This window comes from Phormidium pseudopriestleyi FRX01, assembly GCF_017313335.1.
GTDB lineage: Bacteria > Cyanobacteriota > Cyanobacteriia > Cyanobacteriales > Laspinemataceae > Laspinema > Laspinema pseudopriestleyi.
Genome location: NZ_JAFLQW010000401.1, coordinates 1 through 7056, shown reverse-complemented (window position 1 = coordinate 7056; position 7056 = coordinate 1). Strand labels below are relative to the sequence as shown.

General features: G+C 47.8%; 7 protein-coding genes. 3 read left to right on the top strand and 4 right to left on the bottom strand.

Annotated features, from left to right (window positions below; translation table 11 throughout):
- Positions 1 to 117: 117 nt before the first annotated feature.
- The 3 genes from J0895_RS15095 to J0895_RS15085 form a co-directional block, all read right to left on the bottom strand.
- A complete protein-coding gene (locus J0895_RS15095) occupies positions 118 to 324 on the bottom strand; it encodes a hypothetical protein (RefSeq protein WP_207088878.1) in 207 nt (68 codons plus the stop codon).
- Between the two features lie 212 nt (positions 325 to 536).
- Positions 537 to 1241, bottom strand: coding sequence for a uracil-DNA glycosylase family protein (locus tag J0895_RS15090; RefSeq protein ID WP_340643526.1), 705 nt, complete (start codon positions 1239 to 1241; stop codon positions 537 to 539).
- Between the two features lie 87 nt (positions 1242 to 1328).
- On the bottom strand, positions 1329 to 1832 hold the full coding sequence (locus tag J0895_RS15085; protein WP_207088877.1) for a hypothetical protein: 504 nt from the start codon (positions 1830 to 1832) through the stop codon (positions 1329 to 1331).
- A gap of 1064 nt (positions 1833 to 2896) precedes the next feature.
- Between J0895_RS15085 and ggt the strand changes: the two genes are divergently transcribed.
- Positions 2897 to 4711, top strand: a complete 1815-nt coding sequence (gene ggt / locus J0895_RS15080; RefSeq protein WP_207088876.1) for a gamma-glutamyltransferase — start codon at positions 2897 to 2899, stop codon at positions 4709 to 4711.
- A 216-nt stretch (positions 4712 to 4927) separates the two neighbouring features.
- On the opposite strand, the gene J0895_RS15075 is transcribed toward ggt, so the two are convergent.
- On the bottom strand, positions 4928 to 5122 hold the full coding sequence (locus J0895_RS15075; protein WP_207088875.1) for a hypothetical protein: 195 nt from the start codon (positions 5120 to 5122) through the stop codon (positions 4928 to 4930).
- A gap of 325 nt (positions 5123 to 5447) precedes the next feature.
- Here J0895_RS15075 and J0895_RS15070 point away from each other — a divergent pair, with 325 nt between their 5' ends.
- Positions 5448 to 5855, top strand: coding sequence for a DUF1636 domain-containing protein (locus J0895_RS15070; protein ID WP_207088874.1), 408 nt, complete (start codon positions 5448 to 5450; stop codon positions 5853 to 5855).
- 156 nt (positions 5856 to 6011) lie between these two features.
- Positions 6012 to 6965, top strand: coding sequence for a methyltransferase domain-containing protein (locus tag J0895_RS15065; RefSeq protein WP_207088873.1), 954 nt, complete (start codon positions 6012 to 6014; stop codon positions 6963 to 6965).
- The last annotated feature ends 91 nt before the right edge of the window (positions 6966 to 7056 follow it).

The window sequence follows — 7056 nt, the reverse complement described above, 5'->3', positions numbered from 1 at the left end:
TTTAGTCGTTATCCCCCAATGCCAAGATTTTGAGTAGAGTAACCTGGGCAAATGGGGCAGATGGGGGTACATCAGATGAGAGTAAGATTAGCCTGTGCAGGCATCGCTTCATCGGGTTCACCTGAGCGCGGAAGTATTGACCGGAGAGGGTTGACGGACTCTACTGCTTTTTTGGGGTCTAGCACCAAAGGATTCGTTTAAGACGGTTTCCAGCTCGGCTAGGGGGTCGCCTTCGATGCCTCCAAACATGGAGTTAAGGGCTTCTTGATCGCGATCGGTTAAGGGCAGGAAGGAGGGGTTGAAACCGTAGCTTAAGGTTGCCATTACTATATCTCCGGGAATTACTGTTTAAAGTTTTTACGAATTCTTGAATCTCATCTATAAAGATATGATAAAGTTGCCCCGAAATGCTTCCGTGAAACCACCCAACTTCAATCGTGGTCCACTTCTTAAGGATTTCGTAACCTTTCACAACATCCGAGTCGTCGGTGATTTATCCTATTTCTGGACAAATCACTGATGACTCTTCAATCAATTCAGCCGAAAATTGTACTGAGGCGTTGCTGCAGCAGTTGGGGAAATTGGGCGTAGTATCGCTGGTTGAGGGGGGAGGGATGAGGAAGTGGGAGTAAGGTGATGGGACGCTGATGGATATTACCTTGAGAATCTTCAGCTTGGAGGGTAATGATTTGGCTAGAACTGTAGCGATCGCCACGTTGAAAAAATTCTTTCAGGGTCCCTTTTGGGGCATAGGGGGTAAACCAGTCAAAGGCATCGTTCCCGAGGGTAATGATGCGATCGCCTTGCCAGTGGCAGACAAGCAGGCGCTCAATATAGGGCCGAAAGCGATTTTTAACCGCTGTACTATAGGCTTTATTTCCAGGGGGTTTGTAGGGAACAGTATTGGTTAGTAAAACTTGGTCCAAAACCTTTTCTAGTTCAGTTTTATCCCTTGCCTCGCTGTTAAAAAGAGTCCGATAAAGTCCTTTGCGAACGAGGGAACCGGCTGCACCATATAACGGTTGCCGAGTGGCGACTTCATCTTTCCCCAAATCTCGACCAAAAACGCATAACTGACTTTGCAAATTCCCGGCATAGAGAATTGGTTGAGTCGGTTCTGCACCCGCTTTTTGATAAATGGGTTCATCAAGGGGAAATTCAGCCCGTTTTGCTTCTTCCTGAATTTCATCAATTAACGTTTGAATCTCTAACATAAAAGTAACGACGGACTGGATTAACACCGTTTACATTACCGCATTTTCCTACCATTGGTTCATTCCGGTGTGAAGTTTCGCTCTTTTGGGCCACAGGAACTCTCGGGGCAATTTTTAGCTTAATTGATAAGCTAAATCCGGGGTAGCCATTGACTCATTCATGATATGAAAGCGAATGGTAGAGGCGGCCCAATTTTTGAAATCTGGGGCTAACCGAACTAATTTTTGCATGATTTCATCATTCACCCACAAGATGACGGGAAAGGAAAAATCTTTGCGAAAATCATCTCGGACAAAGTTGGTTGCTGTTAGTAATTGTTCAATAGAAATAACCGATTCTAATCCAAAAATCATTAAAGCATTCGGCTGTTTATTTTGCAGGGCTTGTTGCACGGTCGTGTAGAGGGTTTTGACCGAGGGCTGCAAAGATAGCTGGTAAATATCTGCGGACAAATTCACCGGCAATTTCTTGACGAGTTGAGATCGCAAGGAGACAGAATTACAGCAGGCCAAAATCAGGCAAAATTGACCTTGTGACAGAGAAATTGCTCGGTCTAATCGTTTCAGGGATAGAGAGTGAGGATGAGCGGTTTCATCAGAGGAATACAGGTCTATCATGGTCTATATCCTAAATTTTTTTTATGATATTAAGAGGGTTTCCTCAGTTGGCATCAGTGCGAGTCTCGGGAGGGTCGATGGCGATGGACCTCTGTGCGATCGCCCCACTGATAGCGACCCCACTCCTCTAACGGAGTGAGCGCGATTGCAAAGCCTGGAAACCAAGGGACGATCCCAGCCTGGGAGAAGCAGTCCCTCGTTCCGAGGAGTTCTCTCTAGCCAGTCGTTTTTGCAACCCCGGTGGACTGCACCTTAGCCTAAAGGAGCAGCGCAATAGCTAATCATACTAATGTTTCTATAGAAGTATATTCCATTTTTCTTCAAAAAAGGTTAAATTTTTCTAACAATTTGCGGAGTTTTTTGTCATTTCACTCTCTGGGTCAATCTCAATGCGCAAAAGGCGCAGCAACTCTATCTCAAGTTCCATCCTACCTAGGGGTCTGACCGTTAGATTTGCGATAATATTGAGAGGATTGAAGTGACCTAACCCCCACAGATGAGAAACTTCTCCCTTGAGATGTTTTTAGTTGAAAGACTGAATATACAACGTTTTCAGCGATTTGTAGAGAGGTTGACAACCCAAATTCGGATAGGGCGGAAATATTAACAATCCCTCAAATTAGAGTGAGCAATTGCTCAGAACATCCACCTCTGGAGAGACTATGATTTGGTGGGTGAATAACAGACCCCTCCCTTACCCCTGCTTAGGCCCTACCCTGTCTAGGAGAGGGAGAATAGGGTGGGGTCCAAACCTTGAAGGGTAAAAGTGGACTCACCCTCACCCCCAGCCCCCTTCGACCCTTCGACCCTTCGACTGGCTCAGGGCTCAGGACAGGCTTCGACTGGCTCAGGGCTCAGGGCTCAGGACAGGCCTCTCCCGTCTTGGGCCACCGTCGAGAAAGGGGTGAGGGCTGTACCTTGTGGACATGAGAAACGCTATAGTAGGTTTTCCTGGGTTTTTATTGTACAGTTCGCAAAATCAGCCGGGGATTAACGGCTCAATTTTTCCACGACCTAAATGATTTAAACTGGATAGATTCACTGTTTAAACGGGTCGAGAATTTATGCATCAGGTTCCCCCACCCTTTAAAACTGGACTGTTGCGCTTGATGGTTGCATGGGCGATCGCCATTCCGTTATCGATTGTAGTCGAGATGGCGATTTTCAGAAGCATGAATCGTCCGTTTCCATCCCTCTCTCAAGGTTTGAGGTTTGTTAATGCTCAACTTTCCAGCAATAGTCACCTCGCCAATATTCCCGTCAGCGAAGGGGTGGCGGCAAAAAATGGCATGGTTGTCACCGCCTCTATGGAATCCTCTCAAGTCGGGTTAGAAATCCTGAAAGCGGGGGGAAATGCCGTGGATGCTGCGGTAGCGGTGGGGTATGCTTTAGCCGTCACCCATCCTTGTTGTGGCAACTTGGGTGGGGGTGGATTTATGCTAATTCGGCAGGCAAATGGGGAGGAGATGTTCCTGGATTTTCGGGAAACGGCTCCTTTAGCTTCGACCCCTCAGATGTATCTGGATGAAACTGGAGAGGTGGTGGAGGGATTGAGTCGCCGAGGATATCTGGCGGTTGCTGTTCCGGGTACAGTGAAGGGACTCGATCGCGCATTAAGCCGCTATGGTACGCTTGATCGCGCTCAGGTGATGGCTGGTGCGATCTCCTTAGCTCGGGATGGATTTATTTTACAACCCGGTGATATTGATATTCTCAATCGCAGTGTGGAACAATTTCAAGAACAGCCCGAAGTTGCGGCAATTTTCTTAAAAGATGGTACAACTCCCTACCAAGTTGGCGATCGCCTCGTCCAACCGGATTTAGCTAACAGCTTACAACTGATTGCGGACGAAGGACCGGATGCCTTTTATACAGGGCCAATTGCTGAAAAAATCGTCAACGCCAGTGAACAGAACGGGGGAATTCTCACCTTAGAAGATTTTAGCACCTATACCGTCACCGAATCTGCTCCAGTGGAATGTTATTATCGAGGCGATCGCGTGATTTCTGCACCGCTACCTGGAGGCGGAACGACCCTCTGTCAAATGCTGAATGTGCTAGATGGATATTCCGTCACCGAACTCAACCGTAGTGAAACCAACCGCCTCCATTTGATGCTATCGGCGATGTTGTATGCCTTTGCCGATCGCAACACCTATTTAGGGGACCCGGCTTTTGTGGATAATCCCGGCGATCGGCTACTCTCTCCAGACTATGCCGCACAACTTCGCCGCCAAATTCCCCAAAATCAAGCCATCCCCCCGGAACCCCTGTTCAATCAGATTCCCGAATCCACCGGAACCGATACCACTCACTACTCCATCGTCGATCGCTTCGGCAATGCCGTCTCGGTTACTTATACTATTAATTCCTTATTTGGGGCGATGGAAATTGCGCCGGGAACGGGATTTTTCCTAAATAATGAAATGGACGATTTCACCGCCAAACCCGGAGTTCCCAATCAATTTGGATTAGTCCAAGGAACTGTCAATCGCATCGAACCGGGGAAACGTCCCCTCTCCTCCATGAGTCCGACGATTGTCACCCGCAATGGTCAATTGTTCCTGGTTACTGGCAGTCCCGGAGGTTCCACCATTCCCACCACCGTCTTACAAGTCATTACTCATATCAGCGATCGCAACATGACCGTCGCACAAGCCATCAGCCATCCCCGCTTTCACTACCAAGGATTACCTAACAATGTGATAACTGAACCCTTGGCGCTCTCTCCCGACACCGTAGAACAACTTGCAGCAATGGGATATCACATCAAGTCTTTCTCAAATTGGGGTGCCGCCTCATCCATTGCTGTAGAGGGAGACACCCTCTGGGGAGCAAACGACCCCCGTCGTCCAGCAGGAGCAGCATTAGGGTATTAAAATGGGGATATTGATAAGCTGTTCGGTATTTAAATTGGGTGTTCAAGAGCGAGCAAGATGCTCGCACTCCAAACGGTTCATAATTTTCCCGTCTCCAATTTAGACAGGCAACAGCTTAGTGCCAGAAACCCCGTTTTTGAGTTTAATTTCGACTGAAATATCAAGGGGATTGCACCCCAATCCAGTGTGATCAGGTGGGGTTAGAAACTCAGTGATTTAATTGGCGATCGCTGAGGAAATTCCAACTGATTGCAACCCATCCAATTTCTTCATTTTCTTTCGATTTAGAGACAAAATCTGGGGCTGTTGCTTGGTTATAAAATTAAAAATCAAGCGACGTTGCAGTTGAGTTGTGGTAGGATAGGGAGAATGCTCGATTTCAACGGGGTAAGGTTCATAACCGGGGAGCATCTCAATTTTGAAAAGAGACCTAACCCCCCAGCCCCCTTCCCTTCCCTCCCCGGCCCTCGCCTAAGAGGGGAGCAGGGGGAGAGGTGGGGGTTTTAGGCAAAATTAAGATGCTCCCCATAACCGAATAATGGGTCAAGATTTGTCTGGGTTTAAGCCAAACCACAGCCGAATTTTTCTGCCAGTTTTGTCTCAATTAGGCCGCCGAATTCAGGGCATAATTCACTCAGCGATCGCGAGTTTAACCCAACAGCGTTAAAGCCAGCGATCGGGCAATCCTCACAATCCCTTACGGGTTTCCCATCCACTCAACTTTGATAGAGACTCCATGACCCAAACTACCTTATTTATCTGTTCCCTCTGCCGATTTTCCCGGAAAGAACCCACTCAGAACGGGCTATCGGGCGGAGAGTATTTAATTCAGCAAGTGCAAGCCGAATTGCAAGCCAAAAACCTAGAATCTGCGGTCCAAATTCAGCCAGTGCGCTGTATGGCAGCTTGCAGCGATGCATGCAATGTCACCCTCACCGCTGCGGAGAAAATCACCTTTATTCTGAGTGGACTCTCTCCAACGGAATCCCCTACAGAATTAGCCCATTTTTGTCAACAATATGCGGCTTCTTCTGATGGAAAAGTTCCCTATAAAGAACGTCCAGACATCATTCGGGAATCCACAGCATTTGTTCTGCCTCCTTTCCCCGTCACCGTTCCATCCAGTCTATCCCCGACAAGTTAACGGCAGTCATCGGCCTCATCGATTCCAGTCTGGGTTGAGCTATAGCGCGTCTAAATCATTCTTTATTCCAAACTGATTTAGACGCGCTATAAACCCAGTTTTAACATCATCTGTGGGCAAACATTTGTTTTCTAGTTAAACCTTGCAAATCAGCTTATGAATTTAATTTTTGGACTAACTCTCACCCTATTTATCGTCAGCCTTATTCTGTATGTAAGCAGCGCCCGCAAATATCAATCTTCGGATTCTGTGGCTAATTCTTATGACCAATGGACTGAAGACGGAATTTTAGAATATTACTGGGGAGAACATATTCATCTGGGGCATTATGGTTCTCCTCCGGAATCCAAAGATTTTCTCCAAGCCAAAGAAGACTTTGTACATGAGATGGTGCGTTGGGGTGGATTGGATAAATTACCCGCAGGAACGACAGTTTTAGATGTGGGTTGTGGCATTGGCGGTAGCAGTCGCCTCCTAGCGAAAGACTATGATTTTTCGGTTACGGGTATCACAATTAGTCCCGAACAAGTCAAGCGGGCTCAAGAACTAACCCCCCCTGATTTAGATGCTAAATTCGCCCTAGATGATGCACTGGCTTTATCCTTTGCCGATCGCAGTTTTGATGTAGTTTGGTCCATTGAAGCAGGGCCGCATATGCCAGATAAAGCGCAATTTGCTCAAGAATTATTGCGGGTACTCAAGCCCGGGGGTATCCTAGTCGTTGCCGACTGGAATCAACGGGACGATCGCCAAACTCCTCTCAATTTCTGGGAACGCCCGGTGATGCAGCAACTCCTCGAACAATGGTCTCATCCCGCTTTTTCCAGCATTGAAGGCTTTTCTGAACTATTAGAATCCACCGGATTAGTAGAGGGAACAGTCACCACCGATGACTGGACAGAACAAACCCTACCCTCTTGGTTTGATACCATTTGGCAAGGCATCATTCGACCTCAAGGATGGATGCAGTTTGGAGTCTCTGGATTTATTAAATCCGTGCGAGAAGTTCCCACAATTTTGTTAATGCGTCTAGGCTTTGGCGTGGGACTCTGCCGCTTTGGAATGTTCCGCGCCATCCGCAGTCAAGGGGAACGGGTGCATCTGAGTTAGGCAACCACCACCCCGCCCTACGGGCACCCCTCCAAAGGAGGGGAATTTTCCCCATTCCCCTCCTTTGGAGGGGTGCCCGTAGGGCGGGGTG

Excerpts from the sequence above, each read along its gene's own strand:
- J0895_RS15070 (WP_207088874.1), top strand. The coding sequence starts at position 5,448 with ATGACCCAAACTACCTTATTTATCTGTTCCCTCTGCCGATTTTCCCGG.
- ggt (WP_207088876.1), top strand. The coding sequence starts at position 2,897 with ATGCATCAGGTTCCCCCACCCTTTAAAACTGGACTGTTGCGCTTGATG.
- J0895_RS15065 (WP_207088873.1), top strand. The coding sequence starts at position 6,012 with ATGAATTTAATTTTTGGACTAACTCTCACCCTATTTATCGTCAGCCTT.
- J0895_RS15085 (WP_207088877.1), bottom strand. The coding sequence starts at position 1,832 with ATGATAGACCTGTATTCCTCTGATGAAACCGCTCATCCTCACTCTCTA.
- J0895_RS15075 (WP_207088875.1), bottom strand. The coding sequence starts at position 5,122 with ATGCTCCCCGGTTATGAACCTTACCCCGTTGAAATCGAGCATTCTCCC.
- J0895_RS15095 (WP_207088878.1), bottom strand. The coding sequence starts at position 324 with ATGGCAACCTTAAGCTACGGTTTCAACCCCTCCTTCCTGCCCTTAACC.